This window comes from Jeotgalibaca ciconiae, assembly GCF_003955755.1.
GTDB lineage: Bacteria > Bacillota > Bacilli > Lactobacillales > Aerococcaceae > Jeotgalibaca > Jeotgalibaca ciconiae.
In genome coordinates this window covers 2,839,159-2,857,870 of the sequence record NZ_CP034465.1, presented here as the reverse complement: position 1 = coordinate 2,857,870, position 18,712 = coordinate 2,839,159, and the positions used below count along the sequence as shown (strand labels likewise).

Below are 18,712 nucleotides of genomic sequence, written 5' to 3'. Positions count from 1 at the left end.
AAAATACATTTGTTACAATTTGATTACTTTTATAACAATTCATAGAAAACCGTAAACGAATTGACAAAACAATCTATAATGGAATTAATATGATAATTTTCTAATTTTTGATAGGAGTGGTATATTTGGATATCTCTAGAAAGCAGCTGCATTCCATAAAAAGAACAAAAGATGTACAAAAGAAAATACTGAATTCAACCCGTAAGATTAAAAAAGGGTTTGCTTTAATGGGTGCTTCTGTCCTTGTTTCAACAATTGCTATGCCTATTCAACAAGTGATGGCAAAAGACAAAGATTCTGCTAATCAACCTGAAACTAAAAAATACTCTGATAATCCATTTCTCAATTCCATTATTGCTCCTGCATCAAGCATTGCAGCAAAAAATGACTTATATGCATCGGTAATGTTGGCACAGGCTGTGCTTGAAAGTGGTTGGGGACAAAGTGGATTAGCTGCTGCACCCAATTATAATTTGTTTGGCATCAAAGGAAATTATGAAGGAGAATCGGTGGTAAAAGACACCTTGGAGGATAATGGAAATCAAGAATATTACAATATAAAAGCAGAATTCCGTAAATATCCTTCTTATACAGAATCATTGGAAGATTATGCACAATTATTGAAAAATGGAACAAGTTGGGATTCAAACTTCTATAGCGGAGCTTGGAAAAGCAATGCGAAAACTTATAAGGATGCGACATCCTATCTAACTGGTAAGTATGCGACAGATACTGCTTATAATACTAAATTAAATCGTATTATCGAAGAGCATGGCTTGACGGCTTATGATACACCTGGATCGTCTACACCGCCTGCTCAAACGGATGATAAGAATACAGAATCAAACAATACAAGTGGACAAACCTACACTGTTAAATCAGGTGATACTTTATATCGAATTGCAGCAAATCATGATACAAGCGTTGTTGACTTGATGACATGGAATAAATTAAATAGCTCAAATATTTATCCTGGAATGAAATTAGTTGTCGGTACTACTTCAACTCCACAAGAAACAGTGCCTGGAGCGGGTAACACTACACCAAACCAATCAGGAACAGCGAATCAAACATATCAAGTAAAATCGGGCGATACACTGTGGTCTATCAGCCAGAAATACAATGTGACAGTTGCTCAAATAAAGAGCTGGAATAATTTATCAAATGATATGGTTCAACTGGGACAAACAATCAAGGTTTCTGCAAGTGCTCAAACTGAAAAACCAGCACCGGAAACAAATACAGGGAATCAAACCAATAATAACTTATCTGTTCAATCAGTGAAAGTTGTCAACGGGGACACCTTATATCGAATCGCCACAAAAGTAGGTATCTCAGTATCCGAACTAAAAGCAATCAACGGTTTGACTTCTGATAATATTTTCCCGGGGCAAGTTCTCAATACGAAAAAGACAAGTTCTGTAGAGGAAGAACCAGCAACAGAAACTCCTGTTACAACGGGAAAAGATTACACCGTTCAAAAAGGAGATACCTTGTATCGTATCGCGCTGAACGCTGGAGTTTCGGTTAATCAAGTTAAAGAGTGGAATAAATTATCTTCCGATAATATTTTTATTGGACAAATTTTAAAGTTATCTACCAATGTGCAGGTTGAAAAGCCATTGGCAAATACAAATAATCAAACAAGCACGGCAACTGCTACTACTATTACAGTAGCAACTGGCGATACTTTGTATAAGCTTGCGACAAAAATAGGTATTTCAGTATCCGAACTGAAAGCAATCAATGGTTTGACTTCTGATAATATTTTCCCAGGGCAAGTTCTCAATACGAAAAAAACAACTTCCGTACAGGAAAAACCCGTAACAGAAACAAATACAAACACCCAGGCAAGTACGACAACTGCTACTACAATTACAGTAGCGTCAGGTGATACTTTGTATAAGCTGGCTACGAAAACTGGCCTAGCTATATCGGAACTGAAAGCAATCAACGGACTGTCTTCCGATATTATTTTCCCAGGACAAGTTCTCAATACGAAGAAAACGACTCCTGTACAGGAAAAACCCGTGGAAGAAACAAACGTTATAAATGGTAAACAGTACACTGTTCAAAAAGGAGATACCTTATACCAAATAGCAACAAAAGCAGGGGTTTCAGTAAACCAAATGAAGGAATGGAACCAATTGTCTTCTGATATTATTTTTGTAGGACAAAGCTTGCAAATTGGCTCAGCTGCAATTGTTGTAGAAAAAGAAGCGCCTGTCCAAATAAACACTTATCAGGTTCAAAAAGGTGACACACTTTATTCAATTGCTAAAGATAATGGGGTAAGTCTTACACAGTTGATGGAATGGAATAATGTTAACAGCACAACAATTTATCCAGGACAAGCGCTTAAAGTAAAGTAGCTTATTGAAATAATTGGATATATTTGTTAGAATACGGTAAATAAAATGAAAAACGTTGAGAAGGATTAGTAGAGTGGAAGATTCGCTAGAGAGTGCATGGTTGGTGGAAATGCACGTTTTCTATACTTGAACTCACCTTTCAGTTGCAATACTGAATAAAGTAAGTATTGTCGGTTCACCTCGTTAGCGGTATGAGAAGAGAATAGCTATTCTAAAATAATAGGTGGTACCACGATAAAATCGTCCTATAGATTTCCCAAGGGATTTCTATAGGCTTTTTTATAGACTAGGGGATTATAAGTTCAGCCATCAATGTCTAGCTCCCAAGTCCTGACCTAGTGAAAAAAAGATAAATTTGGCCCATTGCGCGCTTCGCTGCTCATTCAGGGTCAAATTTCCTATTTTTTCATAGGTCAAGGCGGACTTGTCCGCTTTTCTTATTCTACGTTTTTAATATCTTTATAAAAGGAGCAAAGAAAATGTCTTACAATCATCAAACGATTGAAAAAAAATGGCAAAAATATTGGGATCATCACCAGACTTTCAAAACAGAAAAAAACACGGAAAAACCAAAGTATTATATTTTGGATATGTTTCCCTATCCTTCGGGTCAAGGCTTACATGTTGGGCACCCTGAAGGGTATACCGCAACTGATATTCTAGCGAGAATGAAAAGGTCACAAGGCTATAACGTCCTTCATCCCATGGGATGGGATGCATTTGGTTTGCCAGCAGAACAATACGCACTCGATACTGGTAATGATCCAGCAGAATTTACCGCTCATAATATTAAAACCTTTAAGCGCCAAATTAAATCTCTAGGTTTCAGTTATGACTGGACAAGAGAAATCAATACAACGGATCCTGATTATTACAAATGGACACAATGGATTTTTACAAAGCTTTATGAAAAAGGTCTCGCTTATGAGGCAGAAGTTTCCGTTAACTGGTGTCCTGCATTAGGAACCGTGTTGGCTAATGAAGAAGTAGTAGATGGAGTAAGTGAACGTGGGGGACATCCTGTGTATCGCAAACCAATGCGCCAATGGATGTTGAAGATTACAGCATATGCAGAACGTCTATTGGATGATCTAGAATTAGTAGATTGGCCGGATAGCATAAAAGAAATGCAACGCAATTGGATCGGTCGTTCAGAAGGTTCAAACGTTACTTTTAAAATTAAGGATACTGATAAAGAGTTTACAGTATTTACAACGCGCCCGGATACATTGTTTGGTGCAACTTATACAGTAATGGCTCCTGAATTGCCTTTAGTGCAAGAAATCATGTCGGACTCTCAAAGAGCAGAAGTAGAAGCATACATCGATTCAGTTGCTCTAAAAAGTGATTTAGAACGTACAGAACTAGCAAAAGATAAAACAGGGGTGTTTACTGGTGCTTATGCCATAAACCCTGTAAATGGGAAAGAAATCCCGATTTGGATTTCGGATTATGTTCTTTCAACCTACGGAACCGGCTCAATTATGGCGGTACCTGCTCATGATACACGTGATTATGAATTCGCATCTAAATTTGGACTAGAAATCGTTCCGGTTTTAGAAGGTGGAAACGTTGAAGAAGAAGCATATACGGGAGATGGAGCTCATATCAACTCAGATTTCCTAAATGGAATGGATAAAGCTACTGCTATTAACACGATTAACGAGTGGTTAGAGAATAAAGGAGTCGGAGAGACAGTTATTTCCTATCGCTTGCGTGACTGGCTGTTTTCTCGTCAGCGTTATTGGGGAGAACCAATTCCAGTTATTCATTGGGAAGACGGCACAACTACCACTGTTCCAGAAAAAGACTTACCGCTGAATCTGCCAAAAACGGATAAAATTCAACCGAGTGGTACGGGTGAATCACCACTTGCCAATATCGATGAATGGGTAAATGTTGTGGATCCTGAAACAGGTCTGAAGGGAAGACGAGAAACAAACACTATGCCTCAGTGGGCAGGTAGTTCTTGGTACTTCTTGAGATTTATGGATCCCAAGAACAGAGAAGCTATTGCAAGTGATGAAGCGATGGATTATTGGCAAAATGTCGACTTATATATCGGAGGAGCAGAGCATGCCGTTCTTCATTTGCTTTATGCACGCTTTTGGCATAAATTCCTTTATGACATTGGTATTGTCAAAACAAAAGAACCTTTCCAAAAATTATTTAATCAAGGAATGATTCTAGGTGAGAACAACGAAAAAATGTCTAAATCAAAAGGAAATGTAGTGAATCCGGATGACATTGTCGCTGAATTCGGTGCAGATACTTTGCGACTTTATGAAATGTTTATGGGACCTTTGGATGCAAGCACCGCTTGGAGTGAAAAGGGGATTGAAGCAAGCAGACGCTTCCTAGACCGTGTATGGCGTCTTTTCATCGATGATGAAGGCGAAGTCCGCGATCGTGTTACGAAAGTCAACACAGGAGAACTAAACAAGGTCTATCATCAAACTGTGAAGAAAGTAACAGAAGATTACGAGCAACTTCATTTTAATACAGCTATTTCGCAAATGATGATTTTTGTGAATGAAGCAAATAAAGTAGATGCGTTGCCAATTCAATATGTAGAAGGGTTTACTCAATTACTTGCGCCTATTGCTCCTCATTTGGCTGAAGAAATCTGGGAAAAGCTTGGCAACAAAGAAAGTCTAAGTTATATTTCTTGGCCAGAATATGATGAAAGCCAACTAATAGAAGATGAAATTGAAGTTATTTTCCAGATTAATGGAAAATTAAAAGCACGAGCAAATGTTGCAGCTTCTCTAACAAAAGAAGAATTAACAGAAGTAGCAATGGAACATGAAAAAATTAAAGAAGAGCTCGAAGGGAAAACAATCCGTAAAGTAATTGCAGTACCTGGAAAACTTGTAAATATTGTCGCAAATTAAGACGGCAAAAAGGATGGACAAATTGTCCATCCTTTTTTATAGACTAGGGGATTATAAGTTCAGCCATCAATGTCTAGCTCCCAAGTCCTGACCTAGTGAAAAAATAGGAAATTTGCCCCATTGCGCGCTTCGCTGCTCATTCAGGGTCAAATTTCCTATTTTTTCATAGGCCAAGGCGGACTTGTCCGCTTTTCTTAGCGTACTCGTAATTGTTGTCCTACGCGAATGAGATTTGGATTACTGATTTTATTCCAAGAAACGAGTTGTTGAACAGTGGTATTGTAGCGCAATGCAATGGCGTATAGGGTGTCACCACTTTTTACTGTATAAGTGGTTGTTGCAGGTGGAGTTGAAGAGTTACCACCACCACTGTTAGATATTTTGAGAACTTGACCAACCCGGATGAGATTCGAATTGGCGATGTTATTTAATTGAACAAGCTTTTGTACGGTAGTGTTATAACGAAGGGCAATGGCATAGAGAGTGTCGCCGCTTTTTACCGTGTAAGTAGTGGTAGGTGCTGTAGGAGCAGTTGGGGTAGTCGGAGTAGAACCACCTGGAACTTTTAGAACTTGACCGACCCGAATCAGATTTGGATTTGTGATACTGTTCAATTGAGTCAATTGTTGCACAGTCGAATTAAAACGAAGGGCAATGGCATAAAGTGTATCGCCGCTACGTACTGTGTAAGTAGCTTGCCCTGTGTTCGGTAATGTTGGGTTACCAGTGATACCTAACAATTGAGAAATTGTAACGAAACGATAGCCCATATTCTTTAAGGAAGGAATAATTTTTTCTAAAGCTGATGGGGTTCCACTTGCACCTGCACCTGTATGCATTAAAATAATAGAACCAGGCACAATATTATTGAGAACACGATTGGTAATATCTGTGGAACTGTTGCCGGTCCAATCGATGGAATCAATCGTCCAATGCAGTGTATAGGTATAGCCAGCATTTCCTACGGTACTTAGTGTAGAAGCATTGGTTGCCCCATATGGTGCTCTAAAAAATGGTTTTGTGCTTTTATTAGTCAAATTCTTCACGATAGTCTCAGTCCGGGAAAGTTGGCTAGTCATTTCAGAAGTAGATATTGTAGTGAAATCCGGATGATCGAAAGAATGATTTCCAATATCATGTCCGGAAGAGACTGCTTTTTTAATTATTTGAGGATGGTTATTTGCTCCTGCACCTGTTAAAAAGAAAGTAGCTTTCACATTATTCTTGGTGAGAATATCTAAGATTTTATTAAAGTTTGTTCCATCTGAACCATCATCAAATGTTAAAGCAACAATTTTTTCGGAAGTACTGCCTTTGATAATAAATTGAGAAGAAGCCGCATGAACGCTTGGTGCAATTAGAAGGAACGTCATAAGGAATGACAGGAAAATAGAAAAGAAGGCTCTCCGCATTCTTTTAGCTCTGTTATTCATTTTAATCCCTCTTTCTTTAAGAAAACATCATGTGTGATCTTGAAGTTGACGATAAGATGTCAAGAAAGAAAAATATTCGTTCAACAGAGGACTAGGTATGATGGTAGAAGATGATAAACGAGGCGGAAGGGTAAATAGATGACCGTTATTCTACTGTTATTATACCATAACCTTAACGATAATGAACATTTTAATGTCTTATGTGTCATTTTGAGTAGATGGAAATAATTGTTTAGGAAGGCTATAATGGAAAAGCAGCACAAATATTCATTGTATTGAAATCATTTAATAGTTTGGTAAAATAATTTAGATGTACATTAAAGATGATAGGTCGAGGTAAAAAACATGCAGAAATATAAAACAAGAGCTGAGAGAAAAAGAGCTGAAAAACAAAATCAGTTGAAACAAGATAAGTTTGAAATAGAAGATTTAGAGGAAATTACCACAGTTCCTTCTGAGGATAGTCCCGAAGAAGAAAGTGTCATGGAGAATCTTGGGGATTCTGAAGATAAAATGGTAGAAGGTACTTTTTGGATGACTTTCGGAAGTATTTTTTCCCGGTTACTGGGAGCTTTGTATATAATCCCATGGAATGCAATGATGGGTGCAAGTTCTCAAATAGGAAATGCTTTATTCTCCATTGGTTATACACCCTATCAATTCTTTTTATCTGTTGGGACTGCAGGTTTTCCATCTGCGATGTCAAAGCAAATTGCAGAATACAATGCGAAAAAACAATATAAAGCCGGACAAGAACTCTTTAAAAAAAGCCTTATTTTTATGCTATTTACAGGGGTCGCGAGTAGTCTTTTAATGTTTTTACTTGCCCCAGTAATTGCACACTACAGTCCGGGAGCTTCTGTTGCAGATAAAACATTAGTTATTCGTTCATTGGCACCGGCATTATTGGTTGTGCCAGTCATGAGTTTAATCAGAGGATATTTTCAAGGTTATCAAAATATGATCCCTTCTGCGATTACAAATATAGTCGAGCAAGTTGTTCGGGTAGCTTACATGTTACTAGCTACTTATGTTGTTATGCAAGTAATTGACGGACGGATTGCTACTGCCGTTGCTCATTCTACTTTTGCTGCTTTTGTCGGTGCTTTTGCTTCTTTGCTAATGTTGATGTGGTATTATCAAAAGCATATTCGAAAATATGGTTCTGCATTAAAAAATGACACAATTGAAGTATCGATTGACATTACCAGTGCAATAAAGAAATTAGTTGCAGAATCTATTCCATTTATTATTGTTGGTTCGGGAATTACTTTTGGTAAATTTATTGATCAATTTACTTTTGAACCGATTATGTTACACCTAACCGAATTTGACAAAGATCTGATAGGCGAATTGTACAGTCTCTTCAGTTTTAATGCCGACAAATTAATTATGATTATTATTTCTTTAGCAGTAGGTATGTCTGCAACATCAATTCCACTGTTAGTGGAAAATTATATTAAACAAGACTTTAAACAACTTGGAAAACAAATTAAGCAAGTTTTTGAACTCTTTTTCTTTGTCATGTTTCCATCCGCGTTTGGCATGATGATTGTTTCAAAACCAATTTACAGCCTATTTTATGGAATAACCGATTTTAACCCATTAGGTGCGAAATTACTAGCCATTGCAAGTGTAATGAGTATTATCTTAGGTGCATTTACAATTGCAGTATCTATTCTGCAGTCTTTTGGTGATCATCGCTCAGCAATTATTTATTTAGGAATTGGTCTTTTAGTGAAGATTGCGACACAATATCCATTCATTTATCTATTTGAAACTTCTGGAGCTCTATATGCAACGAGTGTGGGATTTTTAGTTACAACAATTTTATCTGTATGGAAGATTCAACAGCTGGTTCGATTTGATATAAATAGTACCCTGAATAGTATAGGAGTAATTGCATTGATAACTGGTTGGATGATTGCAATTGCTCATATCGTTCTTCGTGTAGCTGGTATCTTTTTATCATCCGAACGTAGATTCACAGCGTTATTATTAGTTTTTGTTGTTGCGATAGCAGGGGGAACAGTATACTTATACTTGGCCTTAAAAACAAGAATTGCTGATAGGGTTCTCGGCGACCGAGTAAGCGGATTGCGTAAAAAATTAAAAATATCATAGGAGGCTCAAGTTGATGAGATTAGACAAGTTTTTATCTCATACTGGCTTTGGTTCCAGAAAAGAAGTAAGACTCCTTTTAAAACAAAAAAAAATCTTTGTGAATGAAAAAGTCCAGACAAAAGGCGATTTGAAAATTGATGTAAACAAAGATCAGGTATCCATGGATGGAGAAAAAATACACTATCAAAAATTCCATTATCTTATGCTGCATAAGCCAAGTGGTGTATTGAGTGCAACAGAAGATGTTAAACAAAAAACAGTCATTGATTTACTTAGTGATGATTATCAGCACTTAGATTTATTTCCAGTAGGAAGATTAGATAAGGATACAGAAGGTTTGTTGCTTCTTACAAACGATGGCGAATTAGCACACTTTCTACTTTCACCAAAAAAAGAAGTTAAAAAAGTCTATTTCGCTCGCGTAGAGGGGATAATGGATGATGACGATAGAGTCGCTTTTCAGAATAGCATCCTATTAGAAGATGGCTATAAATGTTTGCCAGGGCAATTAGAAATAAAAAAAACTGATAGCGAACAAAATCAATCTGAGGTACTGATAACGATTCAAGAAGGAAAATTCCATCAAGTAAAGAGAATGGTGAAAGCTAGAGGAAAAGAAGTTAACTATCTGAAGAGATTATCTATGGGAACTCTAAAACTAGACCCTTCGTTAAAAAGAGGAGAATATCGTTATTTAACGGACGAAGAATTACAAAGTCTTAAAGAGCATTTACCAAATAATTAGGAAACATTACTGAATAGAATTTCAAAAAATGATAAGATAGAAGAGTAATGCTCCTTTCTTGGAGCCAAGTAGCGAAAAGGACGTGTTAGGATGGAAATCAATTGGAAAAATGAAGTAGAAAAAAGAAAGCAAGATTTATTAGATGATCTGTTTACGATTTTAAAAGTAGATAGTATTCGAGATGATTCGAGAGCAACGCCAGAAATGCCAGTAGGACCAGGACCCAAAGAAGCATTAGAAGCTTTCTTAGCAATCGGAGAACGTGATGGATTTATTACGAAAAACGTTGGTAATTTAGCTGGACACATTGAATATGGTGAAGGCGAAGAATTAATGGGTGTATTTGGGCACGTAGATGTTGTACCAACAGGCAGCGGCTGGGATACAGATCCATTTGATCCTATAATCAAAAATGAACGTATCTATGCACGCGGATCAAGTGATGATAAAGGGCCTTCAATGGCAGCTTACTATGCTATTAAAATTATTCGTGATTTAGGTCTGCCCATTTCTAAACGTGTTCGTATGATTATCGGTACAGATGAAGAGAGTGGTTGGCAATGTATGGATCACTACTTAGCGAATGAAGAAACTCCTGCTTTTGGTTTTTCACCCGATGCTGACTTTCCGATCATTAACGGTGAAAAAGGAAATCAATCTCTGTACGTGAAATTCCGTGGCAATAATGAAGGTGGTAAAAATCGATTAGTTAGCTTTGATGCTGGCCTGCGTGAAAACATGGTGCCCCAAGATGCAACAGCTATTTTTACATCTGAAGAAGCTGAAAAAATTGAAAAAGACTTTTTCGAATTCGTTGAAAATAATCCAGTTACTGGAACAATTGAAGTAGAAGACAATAAAGTAAGCATTCAATTAGTTGGTAAAGCATCACATGGCATGAATCCAGCAGGTGGAATTAACGCTGGAACTTATTTAGCTGTATTCTTGAACCAATATTCATTTGGAGGAGAAGCAGCAAACTTCTTCCGCTTGATCAATGATTATATTCATTTAGAACATACTGCAGAAAAACTTGGCTTGGCTTATACAGATGAAGTAATGGGTGAGTTAACAATGAATGCTGGAGTCTTTACTTTTACACCCGAAGACGGTGGAACAATTGCATTGAACTTCCGTTATCCAGTGGGAGTTACTGCAGAAGCATTAGAAATAAAAACAGAGGCAGTCTTAAGTGAGTTTGGAGTAACCATAGCGAAAAACGTTGGGAAGTTACCTCATTATGTTCCAGCTGATGATTCATTGGTAAAAACATTACTAGATGTATACGAAAAACATACAGGTCTAAAAGGAAAAGAACGTTCCATTGGCGGAGGAACATATGGCCGTCTGCTGGAGCGAGGAGTAGCTTATGGAGCATTATTCCCAGACAGCATTGATACTATGCACCAAGCAAATGAATTCTTCGCTCTAGATGATTTATTCCGTGCTACGGCAATTTATGCCGATGCAATTTATCAATTGTTGCAATAATTATTCCCCACTAGCAATAAGCTCAAAGGTGTGTTATACTATTTAGTACATGAAAAATATTGATATACGAGATTTTTGTTTTTTTGAAGAAATTTATTCACACTGGCGTAGCTAAGGGGCTGCAAGGATGTATTAGTGGTTAGGGAATACATCGTTTAAATGAGAAATGATTAAAAATTAGTAGTAGTAATAACAGTTTGACAAGCTTTATAATATTGAATATTGATTAGTTAGATAGCCTTCTCTTAATAAGAGAGGGCTATCGTTTATTTTATAGCACTTTATAAGAATTACAAATATTACAAAAAGATTACATTGAAAAGATTGAACATTATAACTATAATCATTCACAAATTCAATTTAAGACTACTAATTATTCATTTAACAAATTTTATTTGAAATATTATATCATTTACGAAAAAAAGCAGTTTATATTGACATAAAAACTTTATATAGTTTGCTTGTGTGTGAAGGATGGTTTGCAATCAAAATGTCATAAATCTATTACAGACTAGTATTTTTTTAATGTTATACTCTGTAAGGTGATTAAACACAAAGGAGAGTCATAATTGAAGAAAAAATATTTAGCACTAGCATCTTCCATCTTGCTGTTATCTCCATTTGTAGCTCAGACAAACGTTCAAGCACATACATTGGATGAATTGAATCGAGAGAAACAACAATTGGAACAAGAAACAGAAGATGTACAAAATAAAATCAGTGAAAAAGAATCTTCTCTGAAAAAATTAGAAGATGAAAAAAACGAACTGCAAGCTAATGTAGAAAAATTGCAAGAAAGCATAAATCTTTTACTAAGTCAGTTGGAAGAGCAAGAACAAAAATTGACTGAAATTGAAAATAAAATTACTGCCCTTATTGAGCGTATTGAAGAATTAAGAATTATCATAGAGCAACGTACAGAAAAATTAAATAATCAAGCTCGCGTAATTCAAACAGAAGCAAGTATGACGGACTTTGTTACAATTGTAGCGAATTCGGAATCTTTCACTGATTTAATTGGTAAGGTAGGTACTGTCAATAAACTCATTACTGCTAATAAAGAGATTGTTGTTCAGCAAGAAGACGATAAAAGAGAAGTCGAAGAAACGAAAGCTCAAGTAGAAGAAGAGAAAGTTGCAGCAGAACAATTAAAACAAGAGATTATTATTTCTAAAAATAACGTAGTTGCTCAACAAGATGAATTGAATGTACAAATCGGACTTGTATTAGAAAATGTTGCATTAACTGAACAAGAAAAAAGTGGTTTAGAATCTACTAAAGCAAAATTAACGGAGCAAACAAAACAAATCAGCACTGATATTGCTGCAGAAGAAAAACGTATTGAAGAAGAACGGATTGCTCGTGAAAAAGCTGAGGCAGAACGTGTTGCCCGTGAGAAGGCGGAAGCTGAAAAGCTTGCACAAGAAAGTGCAGAAGAAAGCTTAGTTGCATCCGTTACGAATACACCAGTGAATATCACGGGGAATAATTCTTCCGGCTTTATTCGTCCAGCTTCTGGATACAATTCATCGCCATACGGTTACCGTATTAATCCAGTTGATGGAGGCTACCGTATGCATAATGGTACTGACATCGCTGGCAGCGGTCCGATTATTGCTGCACAGAGCGGTACGGTAGAAACTGCTGGATTTGATGCGACATATGGTTATCATGTAGTTATAAATCATGGAACAATTAATGGCAAACAAGTAAAAACGAAATATGCGCATATGACTGCTGGATTGCAAGTTGCTCCCGGACAACAAGTCCAACAAGGTCAACAAATTGGAACGATGGGAACCACTGGTCAATCAACTGGAGTGCATTTACACTTTGAAGTATTTGAGAATGGTTCACAAGTCAATCCATTAAATTACATTTCATTATAAAATAAGAAAGTCGTTGTGTGATGCAACGACTTTCTTATTTTATACTTGATCATTCCTTGTTATAATAATAATCGTCGATAGGAGGCTCATACATGGAAAAAATAATATCTACTAGTAACCAAAAAGTTAAAGAATGGCGCAAACTGCATACCTTAAAAGGAAGAAAACAGTCAGCTATGTACATGATTGAAGGGGAGCATCTTTTCATAGAGGCTATAAAAAATGATATTACAATAGAAACAATCATTATTACTGAAAACTATTTAAGAAAATATTCTGAAGCAGAGCAAGAAGAATTGTTTACCAAAGCAATTCTTGTCAGTGATTCGGTTATGCGGTCACTTTCGCAAACAGAAACAGCACCAGGAGTTATTTGTATACTATCAATAATCGAGCAAAAGCTGCCAAAAGAAATAACAGGCAAATATATTTTGCTTGATGCGGTTCAAGACCCTGGAAATGCAGGGACAATTGTTCGTACAGCTGATGCAGCTGGATTTAATGGAGTAGTTTTCGGAACGGGAAGTGTGGATCCATTTAACGACAAAGTGATTCGTTCTATGCAAGGAAGTCATTTCCATATACCGATTTATCGTATGAGCTTGCCAGAACTAATAGACAGGCTTCAAGAGTCCGCTATTCCTGTGTTTGGAACTGCTCTTGACGAAAAGGCACAGCGGTATCGAGATGTACCGATAACTGATTCCGCAGCTATCATTCTAGGGAATGAAGGAAATGGGGTCTCAAATCAATTACTCGCGAAAACAGATGGGAACATCTATATTCCTATTATAGGAAAAGCAGAATCGCTAAATGTAGCAGTTGCAGCAAGTATTTTGATGTATCATTTTGTCCCTTAAAAGTGTTACTGATATGTGACATTTTTATCAAATTGGGTAAAAAGTAAGTAATAATACTAGCCAAGCTACTAATTTCATGTATAATAGGAGACGAACTTTTAATAAGGAGAATGATGAATGACATACATGAAGTGGGAAAAAGATGAGGAATTCCTTTCTTATATAACCGATTTACTGGAAACTGAAGAAGTCCAAAAGTTAAAAGATATTACTCAGCACTATTATAGCACTCGTTTAGATCATTCGATTTCTGTAGCTTATCGCAGCTATTGTATTGCAAAAAGATTTAAATGTGATGTACGAGCTATTGCAAGAGCTGGGCTACTACATGACTTATTTTATTATGACTGGAGAACAACGAAGTTTGATGAAGGTTCTCATGCATATGTTCACCCGCGCATCGCTTGTGAAAACGCTGGGAAATTAACAGAGCTGTCTGACTTAGAAAAAGATATTATTTTAAAACATATGTGGGGAGCAACGATTGCTCTTCCAAAATATAAAGAAAGTTATATTGTTACTTTGGTAGACAAATATTGTGCTTGCGATGAAGCTTTGTCACCTTTCTTTGTAAAAACAAAAGAGAATTTCCGTGGTAAGTGGGCTTTGATTAAACGAAGCATTTTAACAAATACAATTACTTTTTAATAGAAAATGATAAAAGTGGACGATGAAACGTCCGCTTTTTTACTGAATGATTGATCCGATTAATGAGGTGGAAAGAATGGAAAATTTACTGCTTAATAAGGAATGTATATGCCCGCGCTTTGAGAAATCTTTTATGATACTAGGGAAAAAATGGTCAGGCTTAATTATCGAAGTATTGTTGCTCGAAGATCGTCGTTTTAAAGATATCTCTGAACAAATACCTGGAGTTAGCGATCGAGTATTGGTAGAGCGCTTAAAAGAATTAGAAGAAGAAGGAATCGTGCTTCGTACGGAACATACAGACGGACCCGTAAAAGTAATATATAGCTTAACTGAAAAGGGCAGAGATCTTGAAAAAGTAATGCTTGAAATACAAAGTTGGTCTGATAGGTGGATTCACGCATAGGCTTGACGATTGCCCTATTTATTGTTAAATTAGTTAAAGAATAAAAGAAATGCATTGATAGGAACCACTTGCCGAATAAAGCTGGTTACAGGGAGATTTGTCGTTGACTGAGAGCAAATCAAAAAGAATCGGTATGTTTTCATTCCTTGAGCAGACTTTGGGATTTGCATACGCAATGAATAAAGTTCCGGCAAAATTGTCGTTATTGAATGAAGTGTTGTTCATCATGAACAAAACAAGGGTGGTACCGCGATCTCTCGTCCCTTTCTGGGGAGGGGTTTTTTTTATGCATTTTTTTAGATTGTGAGGGAGAATAATGGATATAAAAGAAAAATTAGAGTTGCTTCAAATGGAAGCACTAGAAAAAATTCAATCATCAAATGATTTAAAAGAATTAAATGAATACCGGGTAGCTTATTTAGGTAAAAAAGGTCCGATTACGGAGGCGCTGCGCGGGATGAAAGATGTTTCACCGGAAGAGCGTCCCGTAATCGGTAGTTTGGCGAATGAAGTCCGCGATCAATTAAGCGGAGCTATCCAGACGGTTCGTGAAGAACTAGAACAAAAAGCATTGACAGTTGCACTGGAAGCTGAAAAAATTGATGTGACCCTGCCTGGGAAAACTGTTTCTGTAGGTACAAAACATGTACTAACACAAATTATGGAAGAGATTGAAGACCTTTTTTTAGGGATGGGTTATCAAATTGTTGATGGACCAGAAGTAGAATTGGATCGCTATAACTTTGAAAAAATGAATCTTCCTAAGGATCATCCTGCTCGTGATATGCAAGATACTTTTTATATTACAGAAGAAGTTCTTTTGCGTACCCACACTTCACCGGTGCAAGCTCGTACAATGGAGAAGCACGATTTTTCGAAAGGGCCGCTTAAGATGATTAGTCCCGGAAAAGTTTACCGAAGAGACAACGATGATGCAACGCATTCTCATCAATTTACTCAGATTGAAGGGCTTGTAGTAGCAGAAAACATTACTTTAGCTGACTTAAAGGGAACATTGGATTTGTTCGCTAAGAAATTGTTTGGGGAAGATCGCGAGATACGACTCCGTCCTAGTTATTTCCCATTTACTGAACCTTCTGTTGAGGTAGATGTTAGTTGCTTCAAATGTGGAGGGGAAGGATGTAACGTTTGTAAGGGAAGCGGTTGGATCGAAATTTTAGGATCAGGTCTCGTTCATCCAAACGTTCTAGAAATGTCGGGAGTCGATTCGACAAAATACTCTGGTTTTGCTTTCGGTATGGGGCCGGAACGTGTAGCGATGTTGAAATATGGAATTGACGATATCCGTCACTTCTACCAAAATGACAAGCGGTTCTTAGACCAGTTTAAAGTGAAGGAGCAGTAAACAATGAAAGTTTCATATAAATGGTTACAAGAGTATTTGGATTTGACAGACATTGCACCAAATACATTAGCAGAAAAAATGTCACGTACAGGAATTGAAGTAGATGATGTCCTTTTACCAGGCAATGGTCTTAAAAAAATTGTGGTTGGAAAAACGCTGGCGGTTGTTGACCATCCTGATTCAGACCACCTCCACGTTTGTCAAGTGGACGTGGGCGAGAACGAGCCGATTCAAATTGTATGTGGAGCTCCTAATATAGCAGCCGATCAAAAAGTTATTGTTGCTTTGCACGGAGCTAGAATTAGTGGGAACGCAAAAATTAAAAAGGGAAAAATTCGTGGTCAAGTATCGAATGGCATGATTTGTTCGCTTGAAGAACTAGGCTATACCGATAGTGTGATTCCAAAAAAATATGCCGATGGAATCTTTGTCTTGCCAGAAGATGCAGTAGTGGGAGAAGACATTATAACGACTTTAGCTTTAGATGATTCCATTCTAGACATTGATATTACGCCTAACCGGGCAGATGCATTAAGCATGCGAGGTGTTGCTCATGAAGTGTCGGCTATTTACAATAAAAAGGCTGAATTTAAATCTTATCCAACTTCCGAAACAGTAGATGATATCAAGGATTATATCCAAGTTTCTGTAGAGGATCCAAATGATGTCCCAGCATATAATATTCAAGTTATTAAAGATGTTACTATCCAAGAAAGTCCATTATGGCTACAAATCAAATTAATGAATGCTGGAATGCGTCCAGTTAATAATGTTGTCGACATCACCAATTACATTCTTTTAGAATATGGACAGCCATTACACGCGTTTGACTACGATGCTATTGGCTCAAAAAAAATTATTGTTCGTCGTGCCCATGAAAAAGAAGCTTTAAAAACTCTAGATGGAACCGACCGGGAACTAAGTAATACAGATATTGTGATAACAAATGGTATCGAGCCAATTGGTCTTGCCGGAGTAATGGGCGGTTTTAACTCTGAAATAACTGATAAAACAACGAATGTTGCTTTGGAGTTTGCTTTATTTGATCCGTTATCAATCCGAAAAACAGGTACTAAGTTTAACTTACGCAGTGAATCGAGTGCTCGATTTGAAAAAGGAATTAATGTTTCAACAATTGAAGAAGCAGGAAATCATGCAGCAGCTTTGATTCATGAGTTAGCTGGAGGAACGATTGTTAGAGGAACTGCTTCAGAAGTAAACTTTACTCCTGAAAACAAAGAAGTTTCGATTACATTGGAAAAAATCAACTGTTCTCTTGGGACTTCTATTACGATGGATGAAGTCATTAAGATATTAGATCAGCTTGGTTTTGGACATAAATATACAGAGGAAAAAGTGGTCGTTTCTATTCCGCCAAGAAGATGGGATATTGAAATTGAGGCAGATATAGTAGAAGAGGTGGCTCGTATTTATGGGTATGATCGTTTGCCTGCTACCCTTCCTGTAACGGCATCTGTTCCAGGTCAGTTGACAGCAGCACAAAAACTAGTTCGTCAGACACGTAACTATCTAGAAGCTGCTGGATTAACTCAAAATATTAGCTATGTTCTTACGACAGAAAAAAAATCTACTGCTTACTCACAGCACGCTGCTGAACCAATTCGTCTCGCATGGCCGATGAGTGAAGATCACAGTACACTTAGAATGAACCTTATTTCAAGTTTATTAGGAAATGCATCTTATAACGTAGCTCGAAATAATTCGGATATTTGTTTCTATGAAATTGGGAAAATTTTCATTCCGAATGAAAATGAAGTATTGCCAACCGAATTGGAACAAGTTGCTGGAGTTCTGACCGGAAACATTGTCCATCAAGGATGGCAAACAAAAAATGTCCCTGTTGATTTCTATCATACAAAAGGTATTCTAGAAGAATTCTTTACTCGTATTGGAGTTTCTGATCAAATTGAATACCGCCCTGTAGAAAACATTGCCTGGATGCATCCTGGAAGAACAGCGGAAATCTTATTGGGTGAAGAAGTGATTGGCTATATTGGACAAGTACATCCAACTACTTCAAAAGAATATGATTTGAAAGAGACGTATGTTTTTGAATTTAACTTAGATAAAGTATTGGATGCTGAAAAAGAAGAAATTACACAAAAACCAATTCCTAAATACCCTGGAACAAGCAGAGATATCGCGATTTTAGTTGACGAAAAAGTAAGTCATGAGCAGATTCGTCAAGTAATCGAGCAGAATGCAGGGAAAAATCTGATAAATATACATCTGTTTGATATTTATCAAGGTGAAGGAATTCAAGATGGATCAAAATCAATGGCATATTCACTTGCCTTCTTAAATCCTGCTGGAACACTCGTGGATGAAGACGTGCAAAATGCGGTTGAAAAAGTTGAAAAAGCTTTAGTAGATACATTACAAGCTGTCATTCGTTAGTAGAAAGCTGTCTCTTTTTAAGAGACAGCTTTCTTTATCTTCAATCAATGATAAAATATAAAGTAG

12 protein-coding genes and 1 other annotated feature are annotated in these 18,712 nt (G+C 36.9%); of the genes, 11 read left to right on the top strand and 1 reads right to left on the bottom strand.

The genetic code is table 11. The annotated features are described in order from the left end of the window. Positions 1-125 precede the first annotated feature (125 nt). Together EJN90_RS13255 and leuS are read left to right on the top strand one after the other, a co-directional pair. Positions 126-2,372: a LysM peptidoglycan-binding domain-containing protein gene (locus tag EJN90_RS13255; protein ID WP_126112039.1), complete on the top strand. Its 2,247-nt coding sequence runs from the start codon at positions 126-128 to the stop codon at positions 2,370-2,372. Positions 2,373-2,418: 46 nt separating this feature from the next. Beyond that, positions 2,419-2,623, top strand: a binding site (T-box leader). A 228-nt stretch (positions 2,624-2,851) separates the two neighbouring features. Continuing rightward, complete coding sequence (leuS, locus tag EJN90_RS13250) at positions 2,852-5,266, top strand: leucine--tRNA ligase (RefSeq protein ID WP_126112037.1); 2,415 nt, start codon at positions 2,852-2,854, stop codon at positions 5,264-5,266. 194 nt (positions 5,267-5,460) lie between these two features. Here the strand turns inward: leuS and EJN90_RS13245 are convergent, their stop codons facing one another. Further along, a complete protein-coding gene (locus EJN90_RS13245; protein WP_227872521.1) occupies positions 5,461-6,699 on the bottom strand; it encodes a LysM peptidoglycan-binding domain-containing protein in 1,239 nt (412 codons plus the stop codon). A gap of 345 nt (positions 6,700-7,044) precedes the next feature. Here EJN90_RS13245 and EJN90_RS13240 point away from each other — a divergent pair, with 345 nt between their 5' ends. The 9 genes from EJN90_RS13240 to pheT all read left to right on the top strand — a co-directional run bounded on the left by EJN90_RS13240 (position 7,045) and on the right by pheT (position 18,646). Next, a complete protein-coding gene (locus EJN90_RS13240; RefSeq protein ID WP_126112035.1) occupies positions 7,045-8,823 on the top strand; it encodes a putative polysaccharide biosynthesis protein in 1,779 nt (592 codons plus the stop codon). 13 nt (positions 8,824-8,836) lie between these two features. Next, complete coding sequence (locus EJN90_RS13235) at positions 8,837-9,568, top strand: pseudouridine synthase (protein WP_126112033.1); 732 nt, start codon at positions 8,837-8,839, stop codon at positions 9,566-9,568. Positions 9,569-9,658: 90 nt separating this feature from the next. Next, positions 9,659-11,059 carry a dipeptidase PepV gene (pepV, locus tag EJN90_RS13230; protein ID WP_126112031.1) on the top strand — a complete coding sequence of 467 codons (1,401 nt, stop codon included), beginning with the start codon at positions 9,659-9,661 and terminating at the stop codon, positions 11,057-11,059. 569 nt (positions 11,060-11,628) lie between these two features. Further along, entirely contained in the window at positions 11,629-12,948 is a 1,320-nt protein-coding gene (locus EJN90_RS13225; protein WP_126112029.1) for a murein hydrolase activator EnvC family protein, read from the top strand. A 92-nt stretch (positions 12,949-13,040) separates the two neighbouring features. Continuing rightward, a complete protein-coding gene (locus EJN90_RS13220; protein WP_126112027.1) occupies positions 13,041-13,808 on the top strand; it encodes a TrmH family RNA methyltransferase in 768 nt (255 codons plus the stop codon). A gap of 117 nt (positions 13,809-13,925) precedes the next feature. Then, complete coding sequence (locus EJN90_RS13215) at positions 13,926-14,456, top strand: HD domain-containing protein (protein WP_126112025.1); 531 nt, start codon at positions 13,926-13,928, stop codon at positions 14,454-14,456. Between the two features lie 76 nt (positions 14,457-14,532). Continuing rightward, positions 14,533-14,862 carry a winged helix-turn-helix transcriptional regulator gene (locus tag EJN90_RS13210; RefSeq protein WP_407657504.1) on the top strand — a complete coding sequence of 110 codons (330 nt, stop codon included), beginning with the start codon at positions 14,533-14,535 and terminating at the stop codon, positions 14,860-14,862. 316 nt (positions 14,863-15,178) lie between these two features. Beyond that, positions 15,179-16,228, top strand: coding sequence for a phenylalanine--tRNA ligase subunit alpha (pheS, locus tag EJN90_RS13205; RefSeq protein WP_126112023.1), 1,050 nt, complete (start codon positions 15,179-15,181; stop codon positions 16,226-16,228). Between the two features lie 3 nt (positions 16,229-16,231). After that, positions 16,232-18,646 carry a phenylalanine--tRNA ligase subunit beta gene (gene pheT / locus EJN90_RS13200; protein ID WP_126112021.1) on the top strand — a complete coding sequence of 805 codons (2,415 nt, stop codon included), beginning with the start codon at positions 16,232-16,234 and terminating at the stop codon, positions 18,644-18,646. Positions 18,647-18,712: the final 66 nt, after the last annotated feature.